General features: G+C 60.3%; 20 protein-coding genes. 2 read left to right on the top strand and 18 right to left on the bottom strand.

Annotated elements, in window-relative coordinates; translation table 11 throughout:
- Positions 1-245 precede the first annotated feature (245 nt).
- From ACYZT8_RS15355 to ACYZT8_RS15275, 17 genes are all read right to left on the bottom strand, one after another.
- Positions 246-1,898, bottom strand: coding sequence for an arylsulfatase (locus tag ACYZT8_RS15355; RefSeq protein WP_461973856.1), 1,653 nt, complete (start codon positions 1,896-1,898; stop codon positions 246-248).
- Positions 1,899-2,136: 238 nt separating this feature from the next.
- On the bottom strand, positions 2,137-2,937 hold the full coding sequence (locus ACYZT8_RS15350; RefSeq protein WP_461973854.1) for an endonuclease/exonuclease/phosphatase family protein: 801 nt from the start codon (positions 2,935-2,937) through the stop codon (positions 2,137-2,139).
- Positions 2,938-3,278: 341 nt separating this feature from the next.
- Entirely contained in the window at positions 3,279-4,037 is a 759-nt protein-coding gene (locus ACYZT8_RS15345) for a PIG-L deacetylase family protein (RefSeq protein WP_461973852.1), read from the bottom strand.
- Between the two features lie 124 nt (positions 4,038-4,161).
- Positions 4,162-4,821: a glycosyltransferase family 2 protein gene (locus ACYZT8_RS15340; protein WP_461973850.1), complete on the bottom strand. Its 660-nt coding sequence runs from the start codon at positions 4,819-4,821 to the stop codon at positions 4,162-4,164.
- Entirely contained in the window at positions 4,818-5,417 is a 600-nt protein-coding gene (locus ACYZT8_RS15335; RefSeq protein ID WP_461973848.1) for an SAM-dependent methyltransferase, read from the bottom strand. Before ACYZT8_RS15335 ends, ACYZT8_RS15340 begins: the two co-directional genes overlap by 4 nt.
- A complete protein-coding gene (locus ACYZT8_RS15330) occupies positions 5,414-6,172 on the bottom strand; it encodes a PIG-L deacetylase family protein (protein ID WP_461973846.1) in 759 nt (252 codons plus the stop codon). The genes ACYZT8_RS15335 and ACYZT8_RS15330 overlap by 4 nt, the downstream gene beginning before the upstream one ends.
- Entirely contained in the window at positions 6,169-7,158 is a 990-nt protein-coding gene (locus tag ACYZT8_RS15325; protein WP_461982482.1) for an acyl-CoA dehydrogenase, read from the bottom strand. The genes ACYZT8_RS15330 and ACYZT8_RS15325 overlap by 4 nt, the downstream gene beginning before the upstream one ends.
- 1 nt (position 7,159) lies before the next feature.
- Positions 7,160-9,319 (bottom strand): glycogen debranching protein GlgX, encoded by a 2,160-nt coding sequence (gene glgX, locus ACYZT8_RS15320; RefSeq protein WP_461959034.1) that lies wholly within the window; start codon positions 9,317-9,319, stop codon positions 7,160-7,162.
- A gap of 194 nt (positions 9,320-9,513) precedes the next feature.
- Positions 9,514-9,828, bottom strand: a complete 315-nt coding sequence (locus ACYZT8_RS15315) for a DUF2934 domain-containing protein (RefSeq protein WP_461973844.1) — start codon at positions 9,826-9,828, stop codon at positions 9,514-9,516.
- A 21-nt stretch (positions 9,829-9,849) separates the two neighbouring features.
- Positions 9,850-12,627, bottom strand: coding sequence for a malto-oligosyltrehalose synthase (locus ACYZT8_RS15310; protein WP_461973842.1), 2,778 nt, complete (start codon positions 12,625-12,627; stop codon positions 9,850-9,852).
- On the bottom strand, positions 12,624-14,702 hold the full coding sequence (gene malQ, locus ACYZT8_RS15305; RefSeq protein ID WP_461973840.1) for a 4-alpha-glucanotransferase: 2,079 nt from the start codon (positions 14,700-14,702) through the stop codon (positions 12,624-12,626). Before malQ ends, ACYZT8_RS15310 begins: the two co-directional genes overlap by 4 nt.
- Positions 14,699-16,495 (bottom strand): malto-oligosyltrehalose trehalohydrolase, encoded by a 1,797-nt coding sequence (gene treZ / locus ACYZT8_RS15300; RefSeq protein WP_461973839.1) that lies wholly within the window; start codon positions 16,493-16,495, stop codon positions 14,699-14,701. Before treZ ends, malQ begins: the two co-directional genes overlap by 4 nt.
- A gap of 16 nt (positions 16,496-16,511) precedes the next feature.
- Positions 16,512-18,098 (bottom strand): glycogen synthase GlgA, encoded by a 1,587-nt coding sequence (gene glgA / locus ACYZT8_RS15295; RefSeq protein WP_461973837.1) that lies wholly within the window; start codon positions 18,096-18,098, stop codon positions 16,512-16,514.
- Positions 18,099-18,627: 529 nt separating this feature from the next.
- Positions 18,628-18,954 (bottom strand): type II toxin-antitoxin system RelE/ParE family toxin, encoded by a 327-nt coding sequence (locus ACYZT8_RS15290; RefSeq protein WP_461973835.1) that lies wholly within the window; start codon positions 18,952-18,954, stop codon positions 18,628-18,630.
- Positions 18,951-19,223: a type II toxin-antitoxin system Phd/YefM family antitoxin gene (locus ACYZT8_RS15285; RefSeq protein WP_461973833.1), complete on the bottom strand. Its 273-nt coding sequence runs from the start codon at positions 19,221-19,223 to the stop codon at positions 18,951-18,953. The genes ACYZT8_RS15290 and ACYZT8_RS15285 overlap by 4 nt, the downstream gene beginning before the upstream one ends.
- Positions 19,224-19,413: 190 nt before the next feature.
- Positions 19,414-20,427 carry an aldo/keto reductase gene (locus ACYZT8_RS15280; protein WP_461973831.1) on the bottom strand — a complete coding sequence of 338 codons (1,014 nt, stop codon included), beginning with the start codon at positions 20,425-20,427 and terminating at the stop codon, positions 19,414-19,416.
- Positions 20,428-20,496: 69 nt separating this feature from the next.
- Positions 20,497-21,396 carry a LysR family transcriptional regulator gene (locus ACYZT8_RS15275; RefSeq protein ID WP_461973829.1) on the bottom strand — a complete coding sequence of 300 codons (900 nt, stop codon included), beginning with the start codon at positions 21,394-21,396 and terminating at the stop codon, positions 20,497-20,499.
- Between the two features lie 213 nt (positions 21,397-21,609).
- Between ACYZT8_RS15275 and ACYZT8_RS15270 the strand changes: the two genes are divergently transcribed.
- The gene (locus ACYZT8_RS15270; protein WP_461973827.1) at positions 21,610-24,078 is read left to right on the top strand and encodes an Ig-like domain-containing protein; all 2,469 of its coding nucleotides are present in this window, start codon (positions 21,610-21,612) and stop codon (positions 24,076-24,078) included.
- Positions 24,079-24,579: 501 nt separating this feature from the next.
- Complete coding sequence (locus tag ACYZT8_RS15265; protein ID WP_461973825.1) at positions 24,580-24,942, top strand: DUF6124 family protein; 363 nt, start codon at positions 24,580-24,582, stop codon at positions 24,940-24,942.
- Between the two features lie 365 nt (positions 24,943-25,307).
- Here the strand turns inward: ACYZT8_RS15265 and ACYZT8_RS15260 are convergent, their stop codons facing one another.
- Positions 25,308-26,618 carry an MFS transporter gene (locus ACYZT8_RS15260; RefSeq protein WP_461973823.1) on the bottom strand — a complete coding sequence of 437 codons (1,311 nt, stop codon included), beginning with the start codon at positions 26,616-26,618 and terminating at the stop codon, positions 25,308-25,310.
- Between the last annotated feature and the right edge of the window lie 165 nt (positions 26,619-26,783).

Below are 26,783 nucleotides of genomic sequence, written 5' to 3'. Positions count from 1 at the left end.
CGTCAAAAAACCCGCGTGCCAGAGCCTTTGGATATCGGGCTATCGGTCTGCCAACGCGAGGTTCAATGCACAGTTGTCTTGCTGGTCGGGTGTCTCGATTCTGTCAGTAATGCGGCGTTGAAATGAACGCGGACGTTACCCCGACGATCAACCCTCAGGTGGTCGACAAGTTGATTGATATGGGCGACTACCTGCGCAGCCTGTCGAAGTTTCAGGTAGACGCCGAAGTATTCCGGGATACCGTTTTAGTTAGGCATTGGGATGGTGACGCCTTCTTTCTCCAGATCTTCGCGGACCGACTGGAATTTCTGGTATTTGGACAGCTCGATCGGGCCGTCGTACGTCATGCTTTGCACTTTGCGTGGAGGGTACTGAACGTAGGTTTTCATCAGTGCGGCGATTGACGCGCTGATGGGCACGAGTGTCCAGGTGTGCTCGGTGTAATTGTTCATGAAGATGTCGTAACGCTCTTGCGGGTCCTGCAGCAGGTCGAAGATTTGCGGTACGGTCGCCACGTATTTCGTCGGGCCCTTCCAGCCTTGGTTGGTGTCGACGGCCAGACCGCCAGTCGGGGCACCATTGTCGCCACGCAGATTGAACACTGCCTTGTAGTTGCCGACGCGAGCGGCACCAGGCGAGAGTTCGTTCTCGGTAAAGTAGAACCATTCTTTGCGTGGGTCAGGGCCGGTTCCAAGAAGCACGGGAGTCATGTCGTAACTGTCGAAGATGATCGGCTTACCTTCGCGGTCTTTATCCGGCAGTTTGATGCCGGCTACGGAGGCGAACGTCGCCATCAGGTCGAGGCCACCAATAATGTCGTGGTTCTTGGTGTTGGGTTTGATTTTGCCCGGCCAGGCCATGATCGCCGGCACCCGGTTACCGCCTTCACGCACGGTGCCTTTGGTGCCACGGAAAGGCGTGTAGCCCGCGTCGGGGTAAACATCCTGCCAGGCGCCGTTATCGGTGGTGTAGACGACCAGGGTGTTTTTATCCAGGCCCAATGCCTTGAGCTTATCCATGATGCGCCCGATACGGGTATCGAGTTCAACCACGGAGTCGGCGTATTTGGACTTGGAGATCGACTTGTGAATGAACTCCGGTGCCGGCATGTTCGGCTGGTGCACTTTCATGAAGTTGACGTTGATAAAGAAGGGCTTGCTGGATTTTGATGCGGTGTCGAGAAACTCCATCGTGGCTTTTTCGACATAGTTATCGAAGAACGGAATACCGACCACACCGGGTTTGCCATCAACCACCGGGGTGTCGACGTACTGACCGTTGATCTTGAACTCTTCGACCGGTTTTTCGCCGGCTTTGGCGGATAACGCGCCGCGAGTCACTTTGGTAAACATCGCACGGGTGTCAGCATCCATGTCCGGGAACCACTCCGGATCTGCGTAGGTGTAGGCGTTCAGGTGATACAGCCCGACGTACTTCATCACGTCGTAGCCTTGGGCATTGGGCAGTGCGTAATCGTCTTCGCCCAGGTGCCATTTACCGGTGAAATAGGTTTCATAACCGCCGGTCTTGAGCACCGAAGCCAGCGTCCATTCGGCAGCCGGCAGGCCGCCACCCTGACCCTGGAAGGCGACGGTGGTCATGCCGCTGCGGTTCGGGATACGTCCGGTTTGCATGGCAGCGCGGCCCGGCGTGCAGCTGGGTTGGGCATAAAACGAGTAAAACGTTGTGCCTTCTGCGGCCAACTCATCAATGCTCGGCGTCGGCATGCCTCGACCCACGCCCCCACCATACGGCCCCAAATCACCGTAGCCAGTATCGTCAGAGACAATAAAAAGAATATTGGGTTTTTCTGTTTGTGCGGCTTGGGCAACACCGTTGAGTGCCATCAGAAATGAACACGCAACGTAAAACCTGGAGCGGTGCGAGAGCCTTTTCATACCCGGTTTCCTTTCTCGAAAGTCGATCCTTGCTGCTCACGACTCAACACAACACGTGCAAAACAATAAGGATCTTGTGAGGGACCACCCAACGACGAGCCTGGACAGTTCTGGAAACCAGCTAACTTCTGAATAGGAATTCCCATGCACTATTCAAGGCTAATGTGGAAGCCTAGTAGGGTTTTTCAAGGTGACAGGCTTTAGAACGCGGTTTACACGGTCATTCGTCGGGCTGTGCTCAGAGGCGCACTTCCACCGCCAACGGCAAATGATCCGATAGATGCGTCCAGGGTTTGTTGCCGAGAATGCGCGGGTTGTGGCTGCTGGCGTTGCGCAGGTAGACCCGGTCCAGGCGCAGCAGTGGAAACCGCGCGGGGTAGGTTTTCGCGGGTCTGCCATTGTGGCGTTCGAAGGCTTCGTGCAAATAATCGCGACGGGCGAGGGCGGCGTTGCCTTGCAACTGCCAGTCGTTGAAGTCACCGGCGATGATCACCGGCGCATCGTCGGGCAAGGATTCGAGCAGTTGGCAGAGCAGTTGAAGCTGCAACTGGCGATGGCTTTCCAGCAGGCTCAGGTGCACGCAGATCGCGTGGACTTCAGCGTGCCCCGGCACGTCCAGTACGCAGTGCAGCAGCCCACGCCGTTCGGGACCGGTGATCGAGACGTCGAGGTTGCGGTGTTCGCGAATCGGGTATTTCGACAGCAACGCGTTGCCGTGATGACCGTCGGGGTAAACGGCGTTACGGCCGTAGGCGAAATCGCTCCACATACTGTCGGCCAGGAACTCGTATTGCGAAGTCTGCGGCCAGTCGTTGTAGCGGGAAGAATGCCGATCATGTTCGCCGACCACCTCTTGCAGGAAGACAATATCGGCCGACGTACTGCGCACCGCTTCACGCAGCTCCGGGAGGATGAAACGCCGGTTGAAGGCGGTAAACCCCTTGTGGGTGTTGACCGTCAGCACTCTCAAACGATGAACCGCCGGGGGCGTATTCAAGGGCACTGATTCGACGGCTCGCTGCTCGGAATCGCTGGTCACATTCACTCCTCTGAATCTGGGCTGCTTATGTATGCGACTGATTCAGCGGCAGGCAGTTCAGAGTGATTCGTCGCCAGCAGCCTTCACACAAAAAATGTAGCAGCTGTCGAGCTTGCGAGGCTGCGTCCGGCTGCGCAGCAGTCGTAAAATCAGGCAACGCGGTTCTTCAGATAAACCGTGCATTCAGGATTTACGACTGCTGCGCAGCCGGACGCAGCCTCGCAGGCTCGACAGCTGCTACAAGGCTGGTCAGTCAGGCGAAGACAATTTCATAGCGCAAACGCCATGCATTGCCCTAGGCTCACTCCCACAGGGGATTTGGGTTGGATGAGGGAATCGGGTCAGACGAACACGACTTCATACGGCAGGCGCATGCGCTCCAGAATCACCCGGGGCAGCAGCGGCGCGATGCCGATGGCCGGTTCGCCGTCGAGCTGGCTGGCGTAGGCGTGGGTGGCGTGGCTTTTGCGGGCGACGGTCCAGGTGTCGAGGCGGATTTTGCGTGCACGATGCCAGGGAAAGAGTCCTTGATCGCGCATCGGCCAGTGCCAGGCCCAGACCGGCAGTTCGTTGAGCGTTGCCCCGACCATGCTCGCCGCATTGGCGCTGGCACGGCCGACGGCGTCATGATCGGAGGTACCGTCTTCGCGCCAGGTGCTGAACACCACGTCGCCGGGGCGCAAATATCGGGCGATGAATTGGGTCAGTTGCGTTTCACGTTCGGCCAGGGCGTTGTCGGTGAAGCCGCCGCGAATCCACTTCAGGCTGTGCATCGGCAATCCCAGCCGGCGCAAGGCTTCGACGCTTTCCTGCCCGCGAAACACACTCAGGCGCTTCTCTGACCATTGTTGCGAGCCCGGATGGCTGGCGCTGCCATCGGTGATCGAGATCAGTTGCAGGGGATGACCGAGGGTGGACAGCAGCTGCAGCAAACCGCCGCAGGTGACCACTTCATCGCCGGGATGCGGCGCGATCACCACGGCGCGCGCGCCGAAGGGGACCAGGGTCTGGGTGTTGATGACGGGGATGTTGTCCAGTTGCCGGGCGCTGTTCCAGATCTGTCCTGGCGGGCTGCTTTCGAGGATGGAAACGGATTTCATCGGGCTACGTCCTTGTTCTGTTTGATAGCAATGTGCAGCGCTCCGTACCCTGGATTGCCGCGAGCAGAGTATTGCTCAAGTAAGGCTATTCGTCGCGTGGTGGTGACATCTGATCCGGCTTTTTTTAACCGAGCTGTGCCAGACCTCGCAAATAATCGCCGAAACCACCGCGCGCCCGACTGTCCAGCCGAGCACTGGTGAGCACTTGCGGGCGATGGCTCCAGGCAATGTTGGCGCCGCAGCGTTCGAGTTGTCGCACCAGTTGCACGTCTTCATCACAGGCCAGCGGTTCGAAACCGCCCGCGCGCTGATAGGCGTCAGCACTGATGCCCAGATTGGCGCCGTGAATGTGCCGATGGCCGTCACGGGCCTGATAATTCTGGTGAAAACGAATCTGTGCCGACTCATCGATTGACTCGTGCCATTCGTCCACCGTGACTGTGCCGCACACGGCATCGACGTCGAGGGCCAATTGCGCCACCAGCCAATCCTGCGCCACACGGCTATCGGCATCGGAACAGGAAATCCAGCGCACCCCGCGCTCCAGCAGAAACCGCGCACCGGCCGCGCGGGCCTGGCCGACGTTACGCGCCTCGATCGCCAGACTGTGCACAGGGTAAGCACTGACGACCTCCGAGGATCGGTCGGTGCAACTGTCGAGGACCACCAGCACCTCGACGGTCTCACCGTCCAGCAGTTCGTGTTGCGCGGCGAGCAGGGCCGCTTCGAGGCAATCTCCGAGCAAGTCTTCTTCGTTATGCGCGGGGATCAGAATTCCAATCATCGCAAGCCCTCCAGAGCCGCCACGGAGCGTGGTTCACGACTCCAGAGTTCCAGCAGAAAATCCGCCTCCTGATGCAGGACCAGGCGCGGCAAATGCAAATGTTCGTGGAGCAAATCATGGACTTGCCGGGCATTCAGCGGGCAACCGTCGATGGGCGGGCGCCAGTGGCAGGCCAGGAGTTGGCCGTCGGCGGTCAGCGACTGTCCGGCCTGTTCGATCAGGCGCTTCAGGTCGTCGGTGTCGAGGTAATAGCCGATTTCGCTGAGCACGATCAGGTCGAATTTTTCGTCCGGCCAATCGGCCGGCAAACGGCTTTGGCGAACTTCGGCGTGGTCAAACGGACCGAGTCGGGTGCGGGCCAGGGTGACGGCCGCGGCGGCGGTGTCGCAACACAGCAGACGATCGCAACGGCTGGCCAGGTCAAAGCTCAGTTCGCCGTTGGCACAGCCGGGTTCGAAGATCGCCCGGTAATGTGGACGCGGCAAAGCGGCGAGGGTGATCGCGCGTTTGCGCTGCTCATACCAGCGCTGGCGAAAGGACCAGGGATCGTCGTTGCCGGCAAATAAACCGTCGAAATAGCGATCCTCGACGCTCATAGAAACACCACTTCGAACGGTTGCAGAAGCCGCTCCAGCACATAGGGCGCCAGCACCGGCGGCAAGCCGATTTGCGGGTCACCTTCCAACTGGCTGGCAAAGGCGTGGATCGCGTGGCGCTTGCGGGCTACCAGATGCGGCGCCAGGAGGATTTTTCGCGCCCGGTGCCAGGGTACGAAACTGTCTTCAGGTGCTGCCCAGTGCCAGGTCCACACGGGCAATTCATGCACGGTTGCACCGGCGCGTTTCGCCGCTATGGCACTGGCCCGGCCCACGGCTTCGTGATCGCAATGGCCGTCTTCGCTCCACGTGGTGAACACCACGTCGCTGGGGCGCAGATGACGTTCGATGAACTCGCTCAATTCGGTTTCCCGCGCCGCGACCTGACTGTCCTTGAAACCGCCGCGCAGCCATTTCAGGCTGTGCAGTGGCAGGCCGAGACGACGCAAGGCTTCGACCGATTCCTGAGGCCGGACCGCACTCAAACGCTCCACCGGCCAGCGCTTGGAACCGGGGTGGCTGGCGCTGCCGTCAGTGACCGAAATCAGTTGCAAAGGGCGGCCGGCGGCGGCCAGCAGTTGCAGGAAGCCGCCGCAGCCCAGCACTTCGTCATCCGGATGCGGGGCAATAATCACCGCGCGGGCGCCTTCAGGCACGAGGTTCAGGATGTCGATGACCGGCAACTGCGCCAGGTGACTGGAAGTCTGCCAGACATGAAGCGGCGTACCCTGGCCGACAATTGGGTTGGTTTTCATAACGTCCATGTCCCGGTGATGACTTGCTGTCCGAGGGCGGCGAGGTCCCGCTCGGCGTGGCTTTGGCGCAGGAATACCGGGAGGTCGGCGATCAATCGGGCGAACTGCCGATCCCTGCAATAGGGACCCGCACCGAGGGCGTGGCCGACGTGCAGCATGACGTGTTCGGCGGCATGTTCCACCGCCGCCCGGGCACGCCGGGCCAGCAGTTCGGTGTCGTCCAGCGGTGCGGCGTCGATCATCAATGCGCTAACCCGCAGCACTTCGGCGGCAGCGTGCAGCGCACTGTCGACAGCGCCCAGGTGAGCAAGGGCATGGGGTTCTTCGCGTTGGGCGCAATGGTCGCGCAGGCGTTCGGCGATGCTCTGTGCCGCGCCGTACCAGCAGGCCGCAATGCCGATGCCGCCTTGCCAGAAACCGGGCCGATTCAGGTAATCGCCGCGGTAGCCGATGGCTTGTGCTTCAGCGCCTTCGAACAGCACTTCGACACTGCCGGTGGCGCCCATGCCGACCGCTTGCCAGCCCTGATCGGTCACGGTCACACCGGGTTGATCCAGCGCCACCGCGACCAATTGCTGGCAATCCTGATGATCCCAGGCCGTGAGCAACGCATGACTCAACACCGCCGCGCCCGAGCACCAAGCCTTGCGCCCGCTCAACACGACCATATGGCCTTGCGGACGGACGCGCACCCGCGCCTGTGGCGGTTCGGCCGCCCACATGCCCCACGTGCTGCCGGGGGTTGGCGAGCCGCCGAGTTGCTGGATGATCGCCAGCGCATCGGTATGGCCTTCGTACAATTTGCACAACCCGAGGTCATGGCCACCGACCTCGGCCAGCCGCTGGAATCGCTCCAGCGTCTGGCCGCTGCCCGGCAGCGGAAGCTGATCGAGTCCAGCCTCCACCAGCGCCCGCAGGCACCGGCCTAGCGCCTGAGTATCGGCGTAGTCCGGTGGCTGGCGAGTGAGAAACGCCTGAAGGTCCATTTCACTCTTCTTCCTCATGCTGCAATTCGAACAGCAGCAGCGAACGACCGGTGACGGAATATTCGTGACCGAACTCGAAAAGCTCCTGCCCGCGAATCTTCGGTTGATTGGTGTCGATCATGCACGTCCAGTGATAGCCGTCCGGCACTTCCGGCAACGTGAAGTTAACGATGTCGTGGTGCGCGTTGACCACCAGCAACAGAGTCGCGTCACCCCCCTTGCGGCGGATACCGGTTTCCTGTGCGCGACCATCGAGCAGCATGCCGAGGCAGCGGCCATGGCCTTCTTCCCATTGTTCGGTGGACATTTCGCTGCCATCCGGGGCGAGCCAGGTCACGTCCTTGACGCCGATGTCCTCGTTGTAATTGCCCACCAGGAAGCGTCCGCGACGCAGGATCGGATAGGCCAGGCGCAACTTGATCAGGCGTTTGACGAACTTGAGCAGGGCCTTGCCGTCTTCGCTCAGATCCCAGTTGACCCAACCGATCTCGCTGTCCTGGCAATAGGCGTTGTTGTTGCCTTCCTGGGTGCGGGCGAATTCGTCGCCGGCCACCAGCATCGGCGTGCCTTGGGACAGCAGCAACGTTGCGAAGAAATTGCGCATTTGCCGCTGACGTAGTTCGTTGATTTCCGGGTCGTCGGTCGGGCCCTCGACGCCGTGGTTCCAGGACAGGTTGTTGTTGCTGCCGTCCTGATTGTTCTCGTCGTTGGCTTCGTTGTGCTTGTCGTTGTACGACACCAGGTCATTGAGGGTGAAACCGTCATGGGCCGTGATGAAGTTCAACGAAGCATAAGGACGACGACCGCGCTGGTTGAACATCTCGCCGGACGCTGTCATGCGGCTGGCGAAGTCGGCCAGTTGGCCGTCATCGCCTTTCCAGAACGCACGCACGGTGTCGCGGAATTTATCGTTCCACTCGACCCAGCCCGGCGGAAACCCACCGACCTGATAGCCGCCGGGGCCACAATCCCAAGGCTCGGCGATCATTTTCACCTGACGCAGCACCGGGTCCTGGCGGCAGGCGACGAGGAAGCTGTGACGTTCGTCGAAGCCCTCGTGGTAGCGGCCGAGAATGGTCGCCAGGTCGAAGCGGAAACCGTCGACGTGCATTTCCGTGGCCCAGTAACGCAGGGAGTCGGTGACCATTTGCAGCACGCACGGGTGACTGAGGTCGAGGGTGTTGCCGGTGCCGGAATCGTTGATGTAGTAGCGCTTGTCATCGGGCATCAAGCGGTAGTACGAGGCGTTGTCGATGCCGCGCATGGACAGGGTCGGGCCTTGCTCGTTGCCCTCTGCGGTGTGGTTGTAGACCACGTCGAGGATCACTTCCAGATTGGCCTCGTGCAGGTGCGCGACCATCTCCTTGAACTCGGCGATCTTGCCGCTGGCGAGGTAGCGCGGGTCCGGGGCGAAGAAGGCGATGCTGTTGTAGCCCCAGTAATTGGTCATGCCTTTGTGCAGCAGATGCTGGTCATTGACGAAGGCGTGGATCGGCAGCAACTCCACCGACGACACCCCGAGTTTACGAATGTGTTCCAGCACGTCATCGACCATCAACCCGGCGCAGGTGCCGCGCACATTCTCGGGGACGGAGGGGTGACGCATGCTGATGCCACGCAGGTGGGTTTCATAAATGATTGTCTTGTCCCACGGGATGCTGACCCGTTGATCATTGCCCCAGGTGTGAGCCGGGTCGATGACTTTGCACTTGGGCACGAAGGGCGCGCTGTCACGCTCATCGAAACTCAAATCGGCATCGGGATGCCCGATGGTGTAGCCGAACAGCGCTTCGGACCATTTCAGCTGGCCGACCAATTGCTTGGCGTAGGGGTCGATCAGCAGTTTGTTGTGGTTGAAGCGATGACCGTTGGCCGGGTCGTACGCGCCATAGACGCGGTAGCCGTAGATCAACCCTGGATGGGCGTCGGGCAAGTAGCCGTGGTAGATCTCGTCGGTGTATTCCGGCAGTTCGATCCGCTCGAGTTCGACCTCGCCGGCATCGTCGAAGATGCACAGTTCGACCTTGGTGGCGTTGGCGGAAAACAAGGCAAAGTTGACCCCCAGGCCATCCCAGGTCGCGCCCAGCGGGAAGGGCAGGCCTTCACGGATTCGAGAGGCCTCGGCGTGAGGTTCTGGCGCGGCTTTCTTTGGACTGGTCATAGATGCTCCTGCAAAAAGGGGATTCTTTGTAGGAGCGAGGCTTGCCCGCGAAGGCGGTGTTTCAGTCACATTTGAATCGACTGACATGCCGCCTTCGTGGGCAAGCCTCGCTCCTACAGGGTTTTCGCGGGCGAGCGAGCCCACGGTGGCCAGGGGGTTGGCCACGAGGTCAATCAGGAAGCGATAGTGAAGCGTCAGACTGCCGGAGGTTTTTTCGCGGCGCGAGGCTTCTTCTCTGCAGTTTTTTCGCCGGGCGGAATCACCTTCGAGGCCGCAGGCTTGGATTTGGCTTTCAGCTCGGGAACCTTGCCATTGGCAGCTTTGGGCACCGCAGGTTTGACAGCGGTTTTACCGCCGGTAGCCTTCGGCGATTTTTTGGGGGGCAGCGCTTCGGCTTCAGCCAGTTTGCGAGCCATCTCCCAGTGTCGGGCTTCCTGGCCTTCGGGTTTCCCTTCCGACTCCCAGATTTGGTAGGCAAATTCGCGAACGCGTTTATCGTCGGTACTCATCGCAATACTCCTGAACTGAACTCAAGCTTGGGTAAACGTTTGAATAAAGAGATTGACCGGGAAATCCCCCAGCGCGGCGCTGATGTTCAGCTCCCTGTGGGGTGTGACTGCTGTGCTCGAGAAAAGTCCCTTCAGATTTTCCTCAGAGGCGGTGAACGGCAGTTTGACCCGCGTATCGCCCCAACGCAGCGCGTCAACCCGGGGTTCGGCACTGTTTTCCAGCAGTGGGGCACAACGGATCGGGACGATCACGATGGCCCGTGTTCCTTCATGTTCGCGAGCAAACGCCAGCACCCGCAGAGCCTGACTGCCGACGACCTCAAGGGCTTGATACGATCCTCGCCGAAACAGATCGGCATGCTCGGCCCGCCGGTTCAACACCTGCTTGATCAGGGTTTGCTTGATCCGCCCGTCACGCCAGTTGGCCAAAAGATCGGGCAGATTCAACTGCACCCGCATCGCCTGTTCGCGGTTGGCGTAATCCACCGGCCGGCGGTTGTCAGGATCTACCAGCGAGAAGTCCCAATACTCGTTGCCCTGGTAGAGGTCCGGGATCCCCGGTACGGTCATGCGCAGCAAGGTTTGCGCCAAGCCGTTAAGCGCGCCGGGAGCGGTAATCGTCTGCACCGCTTTGCCGAGGGCTGCACGCAACAGTTCGCCCTCCGGGCTTAGCAGCAGGCGTTCGATAAAGACCTGCATGGCTTTTTCGTAAGGCTCGTTCGCCGCGCTCCAGCTGCTTTGCAGCTTGGCTTCACGCAGGGCTTTCTGTTGCCACTGCCACAGGCGTTTGGCGTAGTCCTCAAGTGCCGACTGATCGTCAACGCGCAGGTCCAGCGGCCAACTGCCGAGGATCGCCTGATACAGGATCAATTCATCACCTGCCGAGGGCATTTGATCGTCGTCACGCAGGGGGCGGGCGAGTGTTCTCCATAACGGAACCTGTTCGGCATACCAGGCGCTGCGCTCGCTCAGCACCGCCAACCGTGCGCGGGTGTCTTCGCCGCGTTTGTGGTCGTGGGTGGCGGTCGCCAGCAGGTTGTCCGGAAACTGTTCCAGTCGTTGGAGGCAGACCGCATGGAAATCGGCACCCGGCGCACTGAATTGCTCGGTGCTGAACCCCACGTCATTGCGCGACAGCAACACGGCCGAGCGATAGAACGCGGTGTCTTCCACAGCTTTGGCGGCGGCCGGTGACGTCAGCTGCTGGAAGCGTACGCAGGCATGTTTGAGAATCTTGCGCTGGCGACCCACCGGGCGTTTGCGCCACGGCTCACCCCCAAGCCAACCGGCCAGGCAATCGAGCACTGGCCAATCGGCCTCGCCGAGGGTTTGCCGGGCACCGTCCATGGCTTGCTGGAAAAACACATCGTCTTCGGCAGAACGGCCACGTGGGCTGATGTAGGTGCGGTACACCGGGAAATGCACAATCAGTTCCTGCAACGCCCGACGGATCGCGCCCAGGGTCAGGTCGCGGGTCATCAAGTCGTCCCGGGCCACCTGCAACAGCGCCTTGGCAACACTCTCGAAATCACCGGCCAATGAGCCGTTGAGAATCTGCTGGCGCGCCAGCTGCGCTTCCTGACGGAAGTCAGCGGGTCGTTCGCTGTAGCGATTCCACAGCTCGCCGAGGGGCTGGGCGCCGTCGGGATCATGTTGCAGCAACGACAGCTGATTCATGAATTCGTAACCGGTGGTGCCGTCAACCGACCAGTCGCGGTGCAGGGTTTCGCCTTCGCCGAGAATCTTCTCGACGTAGATCGGCAAGTGCCGATCCGGCGACAGCGTATCGACCCGACGCCGCAGTTTGCGGCAGTAGCCACGCGGGTCGGCGAGGCCGTCGATATGGTCGATGCGCAAACCGTCGACCAGGCCTTCAGCCACCAGCTCGAATATTTTTGCGTGGGTCGCTTCGAACACCGCGGGCCGTTCAACGCGCAGTCCGCCCAGTTCGTTGATATCGAAAAAACGCCGCCAGTTGATGTCATCCGCCGCCGTGCGCCAACTGGCCAGGCGGTAACTCTGGCGTTCGAGCAAGTGGTGCAGACGCTGGAAACCGTCGGGTGTCAGCGAATCGTAGGCGCTGAGATTCTGCTGGATGCACTTGAGCACCGCAGGGTCGCTGGCCAGCTCACGCAGCTCCGCCTTCAGCGGTTGCGCCAGGCTGTGCGCATCGGTCTGGTAGCTCAAGGCACTGAAGCGGTCGGCGAGAAACTTGAGCGGTTCGTCGTCGGTCCGCAGCAGTTCACCGTAGCTCGACGGGCAAATCGGGAAATGATGCTCGTAGTGCTCGACATAAAACGCGCCGCGCTGGGCATCGAAGCGTAAGGGCAGGGTGCCGTCCTGCAGCGCGATGCCGTAATCGCTGCCAAGGAAAGGCAGCAGCAACTGGCCCTCCATCAACGGGTCGGGCGAGTGCCATTGAATGTCGAAGAACTCGCCGTAAGGGCTCAGGCGTCCCCATTCCAGCAAGTCCAGCCACCACGGGTTATCACTGCCACCAACGGCCATATGGTTGGAGACGATGTCGAGGATCATCCCCATCTTGTGTTCGCGCAGGGCACCGACCAATCGGCGCAGGGCTACTTCGCCCCCCAGCTCAGGGTTGACCGTGGTCGGGTCCACCACGTCGTAGCCATGCATGGATCCGGCACGGGCGGCGAGCAGTGGCGAGGCATAGACGTGGCTGATGCCCAGGCTGGCGAAGTACGGCACCAGCGGCACGGCTTGATCCAGCGTGAAGCCTTTATGAAATTGCAGCCGCAGGGTCGCACGCAGCGGTTGTATAAACGGGTGATTCATTGGTCACGCTCGCCAGCCTGAAGTCGCGCACAGGCGAGCAATTCCAGGCGCCGGGCGGCGTCCGGGTCATCGAGCAGCGCTTCGCTGCCGCCGGGCAGGCGCCGCGACCAGTTGGGGTGCGTGTCGATGGTGCCCGGCAGGTTCGCCTGCTGTTCAATGCCAAGGGCATCTTCCAGCGGCAACAACACCAGCGGCGCTCGGGTATGCCCGAGAAAACGTATCGCGGCGTCGAGCACCTGATCGGTTTCATGGGACTCTTCGCGAAAGTTCTGCGGGTCCTCGCTCAACACCCGACGCAGGCCTTCGCGCTCGCGTTCACGGTGGTGGCGCCATTCGATTTCACTCGTGGCGTCGACCAGGCCCAGTCGGGCATTCCAGTCGATATCGCGGCCATGCCACCAGCCATTGAGTGTCGGCAGGTCATGGGTGCTGGTGGTCGCGAGGGCGTTGTCCGGCCAGTCGAGAATCGATTTGAAGTGCGCGTTGTCCTGTTCAAACAACAACACCCGCATGCCGAGGATGGCGCGAGCGATAAGTTTTTCCCGCAGGCCATCCGCCACGGTCCCGAGGTCTTCACCCAGGACGATCGCCTGATGGCGATGGGATTCGAGGCTGAGCAAACGCAGCAAGTCGTCCACCGGGTAATAGAGGTAGGCGCCATCGGCGGGCGGCGAACCATTGGGGATCACCCACAACCGTTGCAGGCCCATGACGTGGTCAATGCGCAGGCCGCCGGCGTGGGCGAAATTGGCCCGGAGCATTTCGATGAATGCGCGAAAGCCGTTGCGCACCAAACCTTCAGGGGAAAACGCGGAAATGCCCCAGCCTTGGCCGGTGCGGTTAAGAATGTCCGGCGGCGCGCCCACTGTCAGCGAAGCGAGCAATTCGTCCTGGCGACTCCAGGCCTGACTGCCACCGCCGTCGGCACCCACCGCCAAATCAGCGATCAGGCCGATGCTCATCCCCGCGCTACGGGCGGCGGTTTGTGCACGCTCCAGGCAGCGAGTGATCAGCCATTGGCTGAAGGCGAAGAAGCCGATGCGGCCAGCGTTCTCTTCGGCAAATTCGGCGAGGGCGGCACTGCGTGGGTCGCGCCATTGTTCCGGCCACTCGCGCCAGTCGAGGGTTTCACCCTTGGCGGCGCGGGCTTCTTGAATGGCTTCGAAGCGGCAGTGGTTTTCCAGCGCTTCACCCGCCGCGTGGCGGTAGCTGCTGAAGTCGGCATGCAACGGGTGTTCGCCCTGGACGAAGCCTTCGTACAAGGCTTGCAGCAAACGATGCTTGGCTTCGGCGGCCACGGGCCAGTTAATCAGCGGCTGTTCTTCCAGCTGTTGCAGTTCGGCGGCCAGGCCGGTGGCGTCAATCGCGGCACGCCACGCGCGCTCGCCGAGAATCGCGCCCGGTGCGGTATAGAGGCTGTTGAGGAACAAACGGCTGGACGGTGAATACGGGCTGTAACGCTGAGTGTCGCTGCCGAACATCGCATGCAGCGGACTGATCGCCAACGCCTCGGCGCCGCGTTCGCCGGCCACACGAGCGAGGTCTTCCAACGCCTGGGTATCGCCGAAGCCGCCATCGCCGGGGCGACGCAGAGAGTACAACTGCACGCTAAGGCCCCAAGTGCGCGGAATCGGACTGTCGACGGCATCGCCGACGCTGTAGCAACGCGTCGGTGCCACGGCCAGCGTAAAAGATTGCCCATCGATGCTGACGTGCTGATAACCGACCGGGACCAGGCCCGGCAGCATCGCCTCGGCATCCAGTTTCAGGTTGAGCCGTGAGCCATCTTCAAGGTGGATTTCGCACGGTGTTTCTGGCTCGAAAAAATGGGCCAGATCGAGGCTGACGCCGAAGTCTGCGGTGATCAGCGGTGGTAGACGCCGGGTCTGTTGGACTTGCTGCAATTGCAGGAGGCTGGCGTCGATTTCCTGGGCGGTGCCGGCAGGGTGGCCGAGCCCGGTCAGGACATTGCGCAAGACCGATGGGGCGACTTTCTGCGGGCGGCCGTTGGCGTCGATCCAGTCGACTGCCAATCCGGCACGGCTGGCCAGTATTTCAAGTTGCGCATCACTCATTGGCGCTCTCCATCCAGGGGTAGCAAAGGGGCTGCGGCCGTGAGGCTGACTAGCGCGCAATACGGGGCGAGGGTGCCCTGTTCCAACAGGCCGGCTGACTGAGGCGGCGTTTCAAACAACAACCTGGCGTCGGCCTGTGGGGAGTGGACCACTGGCGTGTCGCTGAGGTTCAGGTCAATGCGCAGCTGTCGGCCATTGCCCAGCAACCAGCGCGCCGTCACTGCACCTTCGGCCAACACCTCGGCACCCAGGGCTTGAGCACCCGGCAGATTCGGGATGATGTGGTCATGGCGAATCTGCAACAGCTGGTGATACAGGCCCTGCATGGCCGATTGCCGGGTGGCGGTCAGTTTCGGCCGCGACGCTTCAAAGGTCTGTTGTGCGTTGGGATCGGGGATCAGTTCGCGTTTATGAGGATCAGTAAACGCGCTGAACGCTGCAAATTCGTTACGTCGGCCTTCGCGCACCAGCTCCGCCAGTTCACCGTGGTGGCTGGTAAAGAACAGGAACGGCTCCTCGGCGGCGAACTCATCGCCCATGAACATCAGCGGGATCATCGGTGAAAGCAGCAACAGCGCGGTCGCGGCTTTCAAGGCATCGAGGTGGGCCAGTTGATGCAGGCGTTCGCCAAAGGCACGGTTGCCGATCTGGTCGTGGTTCTGCAAAAACAGAACAAACGCGCTGGGCGGCAAGTGACCGCTGGGCTCGCCCCGGGTCGTACCGTGGCGGGTCACATGGCCCTGAAACACGAATCCCTGACTCAGGCAGCGCGCCAGTTGTTCGGTGGGGTTGTCGGCATAGTCGGCGTAATACGCGTCGGTTTCACCGGTCAGCAAAACGTGCAAAGCGTTGTGGCCGTCATCGTTCCACTGCGCGTCGAAGCCTTCTTCCAACAAGCTGGCCTGATTGTGTTCGTTCTCGACCGTCAGCCAGACATGCCGCGCCGGATCGGTCTGTTGCCGAACCCGTAGCGCCAGTTCCTGGAGAAAGTCCGGGCTCTCAATGGCGTGCACGGCATCCAGGCGCAAGCCATCGAAGCGGTATTCCAGCAACCACATCAGCGCGTTGTCGATGAAGAAGTCCCGCACCTCGCGCCGCCGGAAGTCGATGGCGGCGCCCCACGGCGTGTGTTTGTCTTCGCGAAAGAAACCCTTGGCGTAGTGATGCAGGTAATTGCCGTCAGGGCCGAAGTGGTTGTAAACCACGTCGAGAATCACCGCCAGGCCATGGCCGTGGGCGGTGTCGATCAGGTGCTTGAGTTGTTCGGGAGTGCCGTAGGAGGCTTGGGGCGCGTAGGGCAGAACCCCGTCGTAGCCCCAGTTGCGATCGCCGGGGAACTGCGCCAGCGGCATCAGTTCGATTGCGGTGATGCCCAAATCGACCAGACGCGCCAGGTGCTGTTCGACGTCACGGAAGCCGCCGAGTGCACCGACGTGCAATTCGTAGATGACCGCCTCGTTCCAGGGGCGGCCGGTCCAGGCGCTGTTTTGCCATTGATAGGCGAGGGGGTCGACGACCACGCTGTGGTCGCCGATATCGCCAGCCTGCGCGCGGGAGGCCGGGTCCGGCACCTCCAGCTCGCCATCAATGTTGTAGCGGTAACGCGTACCCGCCGGGCAGCGGGTCTTGATCACGAACCAGCCATCTGCCTGAGGCAGGAGGGGCAAGGATTGTCCATCTTCCAGTTCGACACTGACGTAAAACGCATCTGGCGCCCACAAGGCAAAACGCGTGTGTTCTGCGTCCAGCATGATTGCGCCGTGGGGCCAGGTCTCAAGGGTCCGTAACGGCATCTTTGAAAACCTCTTTTTACTGTTTGCCCGATTTACCCAGGGCTTTGGCGACAAGTTGTTCGTAGAGTTCGGCGTAGGGTTCTACCGCCTTGCACCAGTTGAAAGGCGCGGCCATGGCGCGGCAACGCATGGCGTTGAGCAGGCCAGGGAAGGCGAACACCTTGAATGCACGGCTCAGGGCTTCCTGGTAACTCTCGACTGTGGATTCGTCGAAAAGGAAACCGGTCACGCCGTTTTCAATGGTGTCGGCCAGACCGCCGGTATTGCGTGCCACCGGCAACGAACCGAAGCGCTGGGCGTACATCTGGCTCAGGCCGCACGGCTCGTAACGCGACGGCATCAACAGGAAATCACTGCCGGCGAACATGCGACGGGCGTCGGTTTCATTGAAGCCGATGCGCACACCGATTTGCCCGGGGAAGCGCAGGGCCAGTTCACGCATGGCTTGTTCTTCTTCAGGCTCGCCACGACCGATGATCGCGATCTGGCCGCTATTTTTGACGATGTATTCGGAAACCCCTTCGGTCAGGTCCAGGCCTTTCTGATAGACCAGACGCGAGACCACGGCGAACAGCGGGCCTTCGGAGTCTTCCAGGCCGAACAGTTCACGGACATGGGCAGCGTTGACCGCTTTGCCTTCCCAGTCGCCGATGCTGAATGGACGAAACAGGTGCGTGTCGGTGGCGGCGTCCCAGCTTTCATCAATGCCGTTGGGAATACCGCTGAGCAGACCTTGCTGGGTCTTGGCGGCAAGAAAGCCGTCGAGACCACAGCCGAAGGCCGGCGTGGTGATTTCCTGAGCGTAGGTGGCGCTGACGGTGGTGATGTGGCTCGAGTAGGCCATGCCGGCCTTGAGGAACGACATCTTGCCGTAGAACTCCATGCCTTCCTGTTGCAAGGCATGGTTTGGAATACCGAGTTCCGGGCAGGAGCCAAGGCTGGTGACGCCCTGATAGGCCAGGTTGTGAATGGTGAACAGCGTCGGGGTGCGCTGTCCACGCCAGTGCATGTAGGCAGGCGCCAGTCCGGCCGGCCAGTCGTGGGCATGCACCAGATCCGGGCACCAGTGAATTTGTGCAAGATTGGCGGCGATATCGGCGGCGGCAAGGCCCAAGCGAGCGAAACGAATGTGATTGTCCGGCCAGTCGCGGCCGTTGTTGGCGCCGTAAGGCGAACCTTCGCGCTCGTAGAGCTCGGGGCAGATCAACACGTAAATGACCAGACCGTCCGGCATGTCCATGCGCCCGATCTTGCAGGGCGGCAGTGCGGCGTGCCCACCGAGTTCACCGATGATATGAATCGGGTTTTCGCTGTGCAGCACTTGCGGGTAACCGGGGATCAGCACCCGCACATCGTGCAATTGAGCCATTGCGCGGGGCAGCGCTGCGGAAACGTCACCCAAACCGCCGGTCTTGACCAGGTCGGCGATCTCGGAGGTGACGAACAACACTTTCTTTCTGTTCGGATTCTGACTGGCAGCCGGTGTCAGCGTCTTGGTGCCCGGTACGCTGATCGATTGGGCGCTCGGAGCATTCACGACGCTCGATTCGCCGACCTGCTGATGAGCACGCTCTCCCTGAATATCTAAAGCCGCACTAATCATATGAATCTCCCGTGTTGTTGATCTAATTCCAGGTCAGGCACAAACGGTGTTCGTGGCCAAATCCTGTGGCCGGGCGCAAACGCGCTTCGCATCGGTGAGCAATGCTGCCCAATGCGCTAAATGCAGAAAGGGTGGAGGGGCCGTTGCAAGGAATGCACCAGTCGCTGTGGCCCTACCTTTAACCTGACCCCCTGTCAGGACCAAAAGTTTCGAGTTTCTTACCACCAGATGACTGACCGGTTTTACCTCGCGAAAATGAGTCTAGGCCAGATCCTAGAGCGGGACAGGTCAAGTGGCGAAATTGTTCGACAATCGGTGAGAAGAGGGTAAAGGCACAGCGCTTTGAGGGGGAAACGCACCGACGAAGGGCAGGTTTATTTTTGAGGGTGGGTCAAAACGGGACTGGGGAGTCACTGAAATGGGCGTGGATTGAAGGCTGGCGCACCATTGCGGTGCGAGAGATGTTGGGTTTGAGGGCTTCTTCGCGAGCGGGCTCGCTTGTATTTTCAGGCTTGAAGGAGTGGCGGGACTACCCTTGAAGCAGCCGCTTCATCAGCAGTGCAGGCAGACTCTTTCGGGTATCAGCAATGATGTGGACATAGATCGTCTGCTCTCGAATCTCATAGATGATTCGGTTCATCCCTGACAGGATTTGTCGATACTGACTAAGATTAAGCTTCTTGATTTCCTCCGGAATCGATCCTGAATAGGGCTGTATTCCCAAATTGCGGATGACGGCCTTCAGGTCGGCATAGGTGCTTTGCCAGGTTTGGGGAGAGCACTGTTGGATGAGATAAATACGAAGTTCTTTCAGGTCCATCTCGGCAGACTTAAGAATGACGACCTTTAAACTCATTGATGGTCAGCCCTGTCCATTTCTGCAAAGACATCTTCGGCATCGCGAAACTTGCCTTCTTCTACTTCACGATTTCCCATCGCCAAGAGCTTAAGCAAGGCCATGGTGTCTTCCTGCTCTTCGAAACTTTTTACGTCCATGACCACAAGCTTCGCTTCACCGTTTTGGGTGATCACCAAGGGCTCGCGGCTCTCTGTGAGTGTCTTGACGATTTCGGCAGTGTGACTTTTCAGGTAGCTGATCGGCTTGATTTGAGATGAAAGCTTCATGGGTGAGCCTCGCGAGATTGAATAGGACCGAGTTTAGTCTTAATTCAGTCCTGCGTCAGGTTCTGCTGACCAGCGTTTATTGATCCGGTTCTACCTGGTCATTACGGCTGATGCCTTCGCAAGTGGGCTCGCTGCCGCAGGGATGTGTAAACGACACAGATCCAACGTGCGAGCCCGCTCGCGAAAATGCTCATGCCGTACGCGGTTTACGCCCTGACACAAAATGACTCACATCATTAAACCCCTGCGTCGAGGAATGCCCCGGCGTGACCAGCGAATCAATGAACGCCTCATCTTCAACCGTAATCTTCACGGCCTGCGCCTTGGTGTACGCATCCCACTGTTCCTCGGTGCGCGGCCCGACAATCGCCGACGTCACGGCGCCGTTGTTCAGCACCCAGGCAATCGCGAACTCGACAATGCCCACGCCGCGTTCCTGGGTGTACCGCTGAATCTGCTGGGCAATACGCAACGACTCCACCCGCCACTCGGTTTCCAGAATGCGTTTGTCAGCGCGACCGGCGCGGCTGTTGGCGTCCGGTTTCACGTCGGGTGCGTACTTGCCGCTGAGCACACCGCGAGCCAGGGGACTGTAAGGCACCACGCCCAGACCATAGTTTTGCGCGGCGGTAATCTGCTCGGTCTCGGCCTGACGATTAACGATGTTGTAAAGCGGCTGACTGATCACCGGTCGATCAACACCCAATTGGTCCGCCACACGAACCACCTCGGCAATCCGCCAGCCACGGTAGTTCGACAACCCCCAATAGCGAATCTTGCCCTGGCGAATCAGGTCGCCAATCGCCGACACGGTCACTTCCAGCGGCGTGTTGTGGTCTTCGCGGTGCAGGTAATAGATGTCGAGATAGTCAGTGCCCAGACGCGTCAGGCTGGCGTCGAGGCCATTGAAAATATGCTTGCGGCTCAAACCGCTGCGGTTCGGCACACCGTCCACCGGGCCGAAACCGACCTTGGTCGCCAATACCCATTCGTGACGGTTGCCGGCAATCGCTTCGCCGACAATCTCTTCGGAACGGCCGCCGGTGTAGACGTCCGCGGTGTCGATGAAATTGATGCCTTGGTCCCAGGCCTTATCGATGATTCGCAGGGAATCTTCGGTGCTGGTCTGTTCGCCGAACATCATGGTGCCCAGTGTCAGGGTCGACACCTGTAAACCCGAATGACCCAGCGTGCGATAGCTCATGACGAAATCCTTTTACTGGTGGGAAAGCTTCAATCAAATACCAGAACGCCTGTGCGCAGAAAAGTGAAATTATCGACACAGTGCATGACAACGTTCTTGCAGAAACGCCTGCAACACCTTGACCCGCTCCGAGACCTGCACCCGGTGCGGGCACAGCAAATTGAACGGCACGCTTTCGCCTTGCCAGTCATCGAACAGCGTCACCAGCCGCCCGGCCTGAACATCGGCGGCGACATCCAGCCAGGCTTTGTAGGCGATGCCATGCCCGGCCAACGCCCAGCGGCGCGCGACTTCGCCGTCGTCGGTGAGGTAGTCGCCGCGTACTTCGATGTCCATCACTTCATCGTTGCGACTGAAACGCCAACTGTTATAAGGCCGGCCGTTGCGCAGGTAGAGCAGGGCGCTGTGTTCGCGGAGGTCAGCCGGCGACTTCGGCGCGCCGCTGCGTGCGAGGTAATCAGGACTGGCGCAGGCCACACGACGATGCCCGGGCAGAATCGGCAACGCCACCAGCGTCGAATCGCTGGGCACACCGAAACGCAACGCGACGTCGATGGTTTCGCGGAAGAGATCGGAGTGGCGGTCATTGAGCAGCAATTGCAGCTGGATATTCGGGTGTAGGCGCTTGAAATCATCCAGCCACGGCAGCAACACATTGCGCCCGAAATCCGAAGGCGCGGCCAGTTGCAACACGCCGCTCAAGCCTTGGGTTTGATGCTTGAGCGCTTGCTCACCTTCCGCCAGCGCGGCCAGGGCCAGACGCACGCTTTCCAGATAACGCCGGCCTTCTTCGGTCAGACGCATGCTGCGCGTCGAGCGGGCGAACAAGCGGCTGCCGAGGCGGGTTTCCAGGCTTTTTAGGGCAATGCTGGCGGCGGCGGGGGTGAGTTCCAGGGAGCGGGCGGCGGCGGAAATGCTGCCGGAGTCGACGGTGCGGACGAAGATCTCCAGGTCGAGGATCGAGCTCATTGGTAAAAATCCTTTAAAGATCTGGCGTTTTTACCGGGGTTTTTTGTTGATTGGTAAGGATTTGAGTAGAAGGCGAGGTGGCGCGTTGCTTTTTGTTGGGGCTACCGCTTGTCGGAAAAACGTTCCTACCTGTTATTTCTGACAGTAGCCGCCAGGATTGCTTCACGCCTTAAATGACTCCGTCGCCCAACTCATCCGACAGGAGTCCTCACCATGCTCGTGCAACCCACTCGCCAGCCCGTGTCTTTGCTGCTGCGTCCACCGGAAATCCCTGGTGCCCACAAGCTGGAGTCTTCCGCTGACGTATGGGGCATCAACCGCGCGGCCGCACTCGACAACTTTCCCGACAACGGGCTGAAAGTCTATGTCCCGGCCTGGTCGGCCATGGGCAAAGGCGACAAGGCCGAGCTGCTGTTCAACGGCCTGGTGGTCGACCAGCACACCCTCACCGCAGACACTGAAGTCGGCGAGCGCGTGACCTTGTGGGTGGCGCCAAAGCATTGGCTGACGGGGCCGCATACGCTGGCCTATCGGGTGACCCGCTTCAATCAGGGCCCCGAGACTTACGCGCCGCCGCTCAAGCTCTACGCCAAACTCGAGATCCCCGCCGGCCAGGACACGGACGAGGCAGAAGGCAGCCACTCGAACCTGTACATGTTCATCGACCCGGCCATCGTCGAGGGCATCGTCGACAAGGATATCGCCGAGGACGGGGTGCCCATTCTCGTGCGGGCCGAAGCCGGAACCGGCGCGCCTTATCCGGACGCGGCGGAGGGTGATGTCATCGTGTGCAGCTGGGGCGGTGTGTACGTGGAGTCCGCGCCGTTGACCGCCGAGCAGATCAGCGACCCGGTCAGTCATCCGACCGAGATACTCTTCCACAAAGCCATCATTCTTGAGGCCGGCGACACCGATGGCGACGGGCTGGCGGTCACCTTCCGGGTGCGCGACGTGGTGCACAACTACTCGGAAGACTGGTGCAAGGCCACGCGGCTGGTGGTCATGACCGGCACCGATTTGCTGGACGCGCCGATCGCCAAGGAGGCCGTGAACAACGTCCTTGACCTCGATACGCTGGGCGAAAAAAACCTCACGGTCCAGGTATGGGCCAAAAAGCCGGCGTTCCAGCTGGGAGACCATATTGTTGTGAAGATGCGCGGCACCACGGTCGAGGGCGAGGCAGTGGAAATCACCACGCCGCCCCAGACGGTGGACAACCTGCCGCACACCTACGAAGTCAGCCTGTCCAACGCCGACGTGCGCCAACTGGCGAAAACCCAGGTGACCTTTTCCTGCCACGTGGAACGCCCCGGCATACCCGAGCCTTTGCCGTCCAAGGGTCAATTCGTCAGCTTCATCGGCGAACCGAAACGCCTGGCCGCCCCCAGTGCCGAAGCTGAGCAAAACGGCGCGATTGACCCGAACTTGCTGTCCCCTCGCGTGCGGATTCCGTTCGACCTGATCATGCTGCTGGGCATGGGCATCGAGCTGATCTGGTCCGGTATGCGCCCCGACAAGAGCAGTTATACCCCTGAGCTGGAATGGCACATTCTCAGCAAGGAAGAAATCGAGGCCGGGAAAGACCTCTTCATCACGGTGGACGGCAAGCACCTGAAAACCCTGGAGGGCGGCACGCTGGATCTGTCGTACTACCTGCTCAGCGAAGGCCCGAACGGTGAGATCGTGCGGCGCGAATCGCTGCATGCGACGCAGCTGAAGGTGGGCGAGCCGCAGTTTGAACTGGTCAAGCCCATCGTGCTGGGTGAACAGGAGGGGGCGCTGGAACCCAACGATTGGCCTAACGGCGTCGGCTGGCTGACCGCACCAAGACCGACCGTCAACCCGACTCAGGCCGGTGACAAGGTGTTCTACAAGTGGGTAGGCGAGGCGACGGGCATCAAGGAAGACGACATCCTCCTCAATGCGCTGACCAAGGACAAGGATGTGCGCTTCACCCTAAGCGCCGCGTTCGTCGCCGAGCATATCGGACCGAACCGCGGCAAGCAGGTGACGGTGAGTTACCGGATCTGGCGGGCGGCGACGGATGAGACGAGTTATTCGAATGGGTTGGAGTTTGTGGTTGGCCAGGCGCTGGAGTTGATCCTGGATCCGTCCGCAATGGTCCTCGACGGCTTTAACATTTCTATCGCGGGCACCGGGCTCGATTGGGTCCTCACCGGAAATGACCCAGACGGCACCGCTGACACCCGCGTCCCTACCGGTGGCAACCCGCCGTTCACCTACCGGTCCTCCCACCCAAACATCGCATCAGTCGATAGCAATGGCCGGGTGCGCAGCGAGGGAAACGGATCAGCCACGATTTATGTATCCGACCAACATCAAACCAAGAGCTATCAAGTCACCACCTCCAATGTGATTACCTATCTTTACAATCCCACCGGAATGCATCATCGCGCGTACCTTGACTGGGTCACAAGGGTCAGCGGATCCTTCCTGGACCACAGCAAAATCCAAACCCACATCCACGCACTCAACGCCAAATACCATCCCAAAATACAGCAACTCTACCGCACCACCAACCAACGGTCCCCCGACTCCCCCTACCCTTACCCTTACGGCCTCTTTGGGAACTCCCCCGGTAACACCTTCCACGAAGTCTCCGGACTGTATGAGGAAAGCGTTGGGTACGCAAACCTATGCATTGCACTCACAGCACCCTGACCCGCGCCAAGGGTTAGTACGGAGAGGAAAAGGGGGGCATCTATTTATCTGTCCGATCTCCCATCAGTTAAGCATCAGTTAAGCATCAGTTAAGGGGACAGATCTATTTACGCGCCTCTGCCTTCATAACCGATCTGAAATGGAGAATTAAACAGAGATGTTTAACACACATCTCCAGACACTCTCTCAGGCTACACATCCTTGCGCCGTTGCCTACGACTGCGCCAGAATCCGCCGGCTTGTGCGCCTTGGGCCTGGGTTTTATCGTTACCCCGTCGCTGAAGAACAGCGATGGGGTTTGGTAGCCCGGTTACCTGTCGCATAACGCAACGTAATGCAGAGATCATTTTCGTCCTCTGTTTTATGGCTGTCATGCGTAGGGCATCCTCGGATGCGCCGGGTTTTGCACCAGGTAACCGGTCTACCAACCTGCGTATGGCCGCCACCCTTCGTTGGTAGCGAGGGTGATGGCTCCTTAATGTATTACCTGGAGCACCATCAATGTTCAAACCAACACCCAATCCACCAGAAGCGGACGACGTTTCCCCCTACGAAACCGCCGATTCCAAAAAGCTCAACGAGGCCGCCGAACGCGCGCTCGACTTCCACTTCCCGTCGAATGCCGACATCAAAGCCACCCCGCGAACCCGCAGCACCCTGTTTTCCGTGGACCCAGAGGCTACGACCGAAACCCTGGCGGTTTATCTGGTCGAGACGCTGGCCTCGGTTGATGTGATGGTGCACCAGTTGGTGGATCATCTGGAGGGTGAGTCGCGTTATGCGCTTTTGGGGATTTCCAACAGCATCATGGTGGCGGAGATTGCGGCGAACCGGGTGTTGGATAATGTCGGACTGCAGGGCTAAAGCAACTTCTGTAGAGAGCACGACCTGTGGCGAGGGAGCTTGCTCCCGCTCGGCTGCGTAGCAGTCGTAAAACCGGATTACGCGATGTGCCTGAAAGCTTGCGGTTGCTGCTTTTGGGGCCGCTTCGCAGCCCAGCGGGAGCAAGCTCCCTCGCCACAAAAGCCTGTGTGATCACAAAAGTGTGTCTGACCACATAAGCGTGTGTGCATGTGCAAAATGAGAAACGGCCCGAAAGGGCCGATTTTTTTGTTGATCGTTCCCACGCGCAGCAAAGGAATGCAGCCCGGGACGCTCCGCGTCCCATTCCAGAGCTGGAACGCGGAGCGTCCCTAGAGGCATTCCCACGCGGAGCGTGGGAACGATCATTACACCCGTAACGTGCGTGTCATGCGTAGCGCCAAGATGCTCCCGCACACAATCACACCCGCCAGCAGATACAGCGCGGCATCGGTCGAGCCGGTGCTGTCCTTGACCCAACCCACCAGGTACGGGCTCAGGAAACCCGCCATCTGCCCCATGGAGTTGATCAACGCCAAACCGCCCGCTGCTGCGCCCGCACTCAGCATTGCTGTCGGCACTGGCCAGAACATCGGCAAACCGGTGAGGGCGCCCATGGTGGCGATGGTCAGGCCGAGGATCGCAATGGCCGGTGTGGTGGCAAAGTTCACGGCGATCAGCAGACCGACCGCGCCCATCAACATCGGCACCACCAAGTGCCAGCGGCGTTCTTTGCGCAAGTCCGCCGAGCGGCCGACCATCAACATGAACACGGCTGCCAGCAGGTACGGAATCGCACTCAACCAGCCGATCACCAGGTTATCGCTGAAACCCAGGTTCTTGATGATCGACGGCAGCCAGAAGTTGATCGCGTAGACGCCGCTCTGGATGCAGAAGTAGATCAAGCCGAACGCCCAGATCGCCGGATTCTTGAATACGGCCAGCAGCGAGTCGGTGGTGGTTTTCGGTTTGTTGGCCAGGTCTTCGGCGTGGTCGGCTTCCAGCACCGAGCGCTCGAACGGCGTGAGCCACTTGGCATTGGCGTAACTGTCGCTCAGCAAGAAATAGGCGAGGGCGCCGAGGATCACAGTCGGAATGCCTTGCAACAGAAACATCCACTGCCAGCCGGCCAAACCGCCCTGACCTGCGGCGAAGTGGTTGAGGATCCAGCCGGAGAACGGGCTGCCGAGCAGGCCGGACACCGGGATCGCCGACATGAACAGCGCCATGATGCGGCCACGGCGGAAGGTCGGGAACCACTGCGAGAGGTAGAGCACCACCCCCGGGAAGAACCCGGCTTCGGCCGCGCCGGTGAACAGGCGCAAGGTGTAGAACTCGGTCGGGGTGGTGACGAACAGCAGGCAGGTCGACAGCGTGCCCCAGACGATCATCATCAGCGCGATCCAGCGCCGTGGGCCGAATTTGGTCAGGGCAAGGTTGCTTGGCACGCCGCACAGCACGTAGCCGATAAAGAAGATCCCGGCCCCGAGGCCGTACACGGTTTCGCTGAATTTCAGCGCGTCGAGCATCTGCAGTTTGGCGAATCCAACGTTGACCCGGTCGAGGTAGTTGAACAGGTAGCAGATGAAGATGAAGGGGATCAAACGCAGGGTAATGCGCTTGTAGACGGCGTTTTTGTCGTCAACGATGGCCTGGGTAGCGGCGGCGCTCTGTGACATGGCGGGCTCTCTCTTTATTATGATTTTTTGCGATGCGCAGGGTAACGTTGATCGCCCAGAGAGTCTCGGCCACCCTCGGGGTTGCTGTCTTTGTGCCTGAGCACAGGGTTTGCATCCCAGCCCTGTGCGGGTGAACAACCCCGTCCCATCACGCTTTCAAGGATC

This window comes from Pseudomonas sp. LB3P93 (genome assembly GCF_054898025.1).
This window is presented reverse-complemented; position numbering and strand designations above follow the sequence as displayed.

What these genes read in the sequence shown, in the direction of transcription:
- ACYZT8_RS15260 (WP_461973823.1), bottom strand. Translation starts at nt 26,618, where the DNA reads ATGTCACAGAGCGCCGCCGCTACCCAGGCCATCGTTGACGACAAAAAC.
- malQ (WP_461973840.1), bottom strand. Translation starts at nt 14,702, where the DNA reads ATGAGTGATGCGCAACTTGAAATACTGGCCAGCCGTGCCGGATTGGCA.
- ACYZT8_RS15345 (WP_461973852.1), bottom strand. Translation starts at nt 4,037, where the DNA reads ATGAAATCCGTTTCCATCCTCGAAAGCAGCCCGCCAGGACAGATCTGG.
- ACYZT8_RS15340 (WP_461973850.1), bottom strand. Translation starts at nt 4,821, where the DNA reads ATGATTGGAATTCTGATCCCCGCGCATAACGAAGAAGACTTGCTCGGA.
- ACYZT8_RS15275 (WP_461973829.1), bottom strand. Translation starts at nt 21,396, where the DNA reads ATGAGCTCGATCCTCGACCTGGAGATCTTCGTCCGCACCGTCGACTCC.
- treZ (WP_461973839.1), bottom strand. Translation starts at nt 16,495, where the DNA reads ATGCCGTTACGGACCCTTGAGACCTGGCCCCACGGCGCAATCATGCTG.
- ACYZT8_RS15325 (WP_461982482.1), bottom strand. Translation starts at nt 7,158, where the DNA reads ATGGACCTTCAGGCGTTTCTCACTCGCCAGCCACCGGACTACGCCGAT.
- ACYZT8_RS15280 (WP_461973831.1), bottom strand. Translation starts at nt 20,427, where the DNA reads ATGAGCTATCGCACGCTGGGTCATTCGGGTTTACAGGTGTCGACCCTG.
- glgA (WP_461973837.1), bottom strand. Translation starts at nt 18,098, where the DNA reads ATGATTAGTGCGGCTTTAGATATTCAGGGAGAGCGTGCTCATCAGCAG.
- glgX (WP_461959034.1), bottom strand. Translation starts at nt 9,319, where the DNA reads ATGACCAGTCCAAAGAAAGCCGCGCCAGAACCTCACGCCGAGGCCTCT.
- ACYZT8_RS15265 (WP_461973825.1), top strand. Translation starts at nt 24,580, where the DNA reads ATGTTCAAACCAACACCCAATCCACCAGAAGCGGACGACGTTTCCCCC.
- ACYZT8_RS15315 (WP_461973844.1), bottom strand. Translation starts at nt 9,828, where the DNA reads ATGAGTACCGACGATAAACGCGTTCGCGAATTTGCCTACCAAATCTGG.
- ACYZT8_RS15270 (WP_461973827.1), top strand. Translation starts at nt 21,610, where the DNA reads ATGCTCGTGCAACCCACTCGCCAGCCCGTGTCTTTGCTGCTGCGTCCA.
- ACYZT8_RS15330 (WP_461973846.1), bottom strand. Translation starts at nt 6,172, where the DNA reads ATGAAAACCAACCCAATTGTCGGCCAGGGTACGCCGCTTCATGTCTGG.
- ACYZT8_RS15285 (WP_461973833.1), bottom strand. Translation starts at nt 19,223, where the DNA reads ATGAAGCTTTCATCTCAAATCAAGCCGATCAGCTACCTGAAAAGTCAC.
- ACYZT8_RS15310 (WP_461973842.1), bottom strand. Translation starts at nt 12,627, where the DNA reads ATGAATCACCCGTTTATACAACCGCTGCGTGCGACCCTGCGGCTGCAA.
- ACYZT8_RS15355 (WP_461973856.1), bottom strand. Translation starts at nt 1,898, where the DNA reads ATGAAAAGGCTCTCGCACCGCTCCAGGTTTTACGTTGCGTGTTCATTT.
- ACYZT8_RS15290 (WP_461973835.1), bottom strand. Translation starts at nt 18,954, where the DNA reads ATGAGTTTAAAGGTCGTCATTCTTAAGTCTGCCGAGATGGACCTGAAA.
- ACYZT8_RS15335 (WP_461973848.1), bottom strand. Translation starts at nt 5,417, where the DNA reads ATGAGCGTCGAGGATCGCTATTTCGACGGTTTATTTGCCGGCAACGAC.